Annotated in this window: 2 protein-coding genes; both read right to left on the bottom strand. The window is 46.7% G+C overall.

Translation table 11 applies throughout. From position 1 onward, the window contains the following. A partial coding sequence (locus tag ACWVCM_RS09490; protein WP_455201501.1) for a bifunctional metallophosphatase/5'-nucleotidase occupies positions 1-1,444 on the bottom strand: 1,444 nt, incomplete at its 3' end. Between the two features lie 415 nt (positions 1,445-1,859). Continuing rightward, positions 1,860-2,813: an acetoin utilization protein AcuC gene (locus ACWVCM_RS09485; protein WP_455201500.1), complete on the bottom strand. Its 954-nt coding sequence runs from the start codon at positions 2,811-2,813 to the stop codon at positions 1,860-1,862. Between the last annotated feature and the right edge of the window lie 336 nt (positions 2,814-3,149).

The raw sequence follows: 3,149 nt of genomic DNA, 5'->3' as shown, positions 1-3,149 counted from the left end.
CTTCCAGGGCTTCATGGCGATGCAACAGGACTTCTGTGTCGCCAACAATAAGATCGAGATCATCGACTAAGCGCACACCACGCTTGATGACACCGTAGGAGTCTACAACGCCACCGCAACGCTCGATGGGATCAAATTTTCCGGGCGCATAAGATAGACAGGCCGAGAATGGCAAGAACGCATGAGTTTTGAAGGAAGAATCGGGTTGCCCTTTACCGATAAAGAATTTCTCCTGCTCTGCAACCAGATCAGCGACTTCAGAATCTTCTACTACATCGTCATCAACGGGGATGGCTTCCCAGACAAAGTTTTGCACTTTATTATCAGCGATTTTCAGGTCCAGACGACCAACATATAAGTCTTCACCAGCTTCAACAACAATGGCTGCACCCTTTTGCAAACGTGCCAATTGCTTACCCGTGAGCGCCTGACCAGGCACTGTACCTTCGAAACCATCAGCATCAGCCAGTATTGCGCCAACAGTCAGCTCGTGCGAATGCGCTGACAAAATGATATCGATATCGGGAAATTCACGACCAATTTGAACATTCTGTGGCAAACCCAGTTCGGATTGCACAACAATGATTTCAACACCTTTGTCTTTGATCTCTTTGATCAGGCCCGGTAGTTCTTCAACACCTTGTGTGAAACGGAAGGTGCGGCCGAACACCGGTGGCTGCTGAGGAATAATTGCAGCGGTAATACCGATAACTGCAAACTGAACACCGTCACGCTCGAAAATGGCATAGGGATCCAGAAGATTGGTGCGCTTACCGAAAAATGGGGCACTGGTTGGATAAGGTCCGCCGTTAAATACGTTGGCAGCCAGGGTCTTGAATGTTGCTTTGGTAACACCAGGCACACCATCAGCGTCGGTCATCATACGTGCGTTGGCAGGAATCACCGGACATAGCACCCCGGGCGTACCTGGACCAGGATTGTAACCCTGATCTGCTGGCCCAGGAAATTGCCATTTGTCTCTGGCTGGATGTTTACAGAAATCAGAAAAGCGATTGCGGAAAACCGCCGGACCATACGCAAATTCCCAGTTACCGGGGGTATATGCATCGAGTCCCAGGGCGTTAAATGCCGGCATAATGGCATCACCCATGGTATACAGTACTTCCGCACTACCGTGGATAGAATCGCCAACGCCCAGGGTTAAAAATTCATTACTCGTTGAACGAATATCGTTAATGACAGTAGCAACCTTAGCGATACCACCGCCGTTAGTAATTGCCCTTTCAGTGGTTCCGCCAGTGGCAGGATCATACTCTTCGATGATCCCTGCGTGAGAAACCAGGTTACCGTGCAAGTCGGAAACCTGAATAATAGTTACATCAGCTGCGTTAGCCATGTCAGTCGCGGCAAATGCGAGTGCAGCCGCTGCCGTCATGGACGTCACGAGTTTGCTGAGTTCCTTTTTATGAGTGCTGTAGAACATCTAGGACCCCCTTGATGTGTGTCTGAAAAATAAAAAACCATCAGCACCATCCTTGAGCTGACCTAAAACAACATTTGTATAAGCAAAATTCAAACAGCGGGAATTAAAAGGAACGAAAACTATTCTGATTTTTAACGTTCTTCGAGATGTGTGTGATTTCTTAAATGGTAGGTATACCGCCCTGATATCGCCACAACTTGCTTACCGCTGCCACTTCGTTACTAATTTCTTTATCGTACTATAAAATATCAGAAAAACGCTACGAAAATGTTACAAAACCACCTACATAAATACACAAAGCTAAATTAGAAAATGCTAATCAACTTGCTGATTTTCTGGTTATTTGTTGTATAGACACAGTCTAAATTACGAAAAAATAACAAGTTTATTAGTAATTTAATTCAAACATTTCATATTAATCATTTTGCGCATTGATCAATGCGTTAAGCACGGCACTCCAGGCTGAGGCCAGATTTCCCCGGTTATATCCGCCTCCCCCCATAGCGACCAACCTGCCCTGGCATTTTCGGGTTGCCAGTTCACTCAGCTGCAAGGCAGCATGTGCATGCGCCGCTGAGGTATACGCCATGTGGGTGATGGGATCACCCAGTACGCTGTCTGCGCCACATTGCAGCAATATAAAATCAGGATTGGCTTTTTCGATAAATGATTCAGCTTGTTCCCAGAGTTTTATGAATAACTCATCATTGGCATTAGGCGGCATGGGAATATTCAGTTTGGTGCCTTTGGCTTCCCCTTTACCCGTCTCTTCTACCGCGCCGGTACCGGGATATAAAAAACGCCCGTCTTCATGGAAATCCACAAACACAAGATCAGGATCCGATTCGAACTCATAAAACACACCATCACCGTGATGGGCATCGATATCGACGTACGCCACCTTTTGAATGCCGTGTATTTGACGCAGTGCTTCGATCGCCACACCGCAATCATTAAGCACGCAAAACCCTGCCGCGGTATCGCGACGCGCGTGATGCAATCCTGCGATGGGGACAAAGGCATGCTTGCAAATTCCTTTCATGACCGCATCAACAGCAGCTAACGTGGTTCCTACAACCGTAGCAGCAGCTTCATAAACGCCCTTGAATGCAGGCGTATCACCACAGTCAAGATAGCCATAACCGCTGATGGACTGTTTTTTTACCTGATCGAGGTACGCTGGGGTATGAAACAACAGAATTTGGTCATCAGTTGCCACAACGGGTGATCGAATGTTGACTTTCTTATGTAAGCCACGCTTTTCAAATTCCCTGATAAACGCAGCTTGCCGATCTGGACCAAAGGGATGCCCTTCACCAAAGCCATAGCGGGCAAGTTCATCGCCAATGTAGACCGCAATATTATCCATAGTTTTATATTCCAGCCATCGTTAGGAAAAGCCTTCTCGGAAGGTACGCCAGCACTACGCCGGCTGCGTAGGCTGGTATAAGGATAAGGTCTAACCATTAAAAATGTTGAGATTCACCGAGCCCAATTAAACCAGAAGTTGCTAAAACAGGAATTATTCTACCTTCTCCCTTTTTAAAGGGGGAGTAAGGGGGATTTAATCTTTTAAATCCTCCCTCGCCCTCCTTTACAAAGGAGGGAACTTACATCTCACGTCATTAGACTATCTTAACCTCCCCCTTTTTAAAGGAGAATTGAGGGGGATTTCTTCTTTTTAAATCCTCCCTCGCCTTCCTTT

It is taken from the genome of Kaarinaea lacus (assembly GCF_975902315.1).
Note: the sequence above shows the minus strand (reverse complement) of the source record. Positions and strands in the feature narration are given on the sequence as shown.

Coding starts and splice junctions, on each gene's coding strand:
- ACWVCM_RS09485 (WP_455201500.1), bottom strand. CDS start 2,813: ATGGATAATATTGCGGTCTACATTGGCGATGAACTTGCCCGCTATGGC.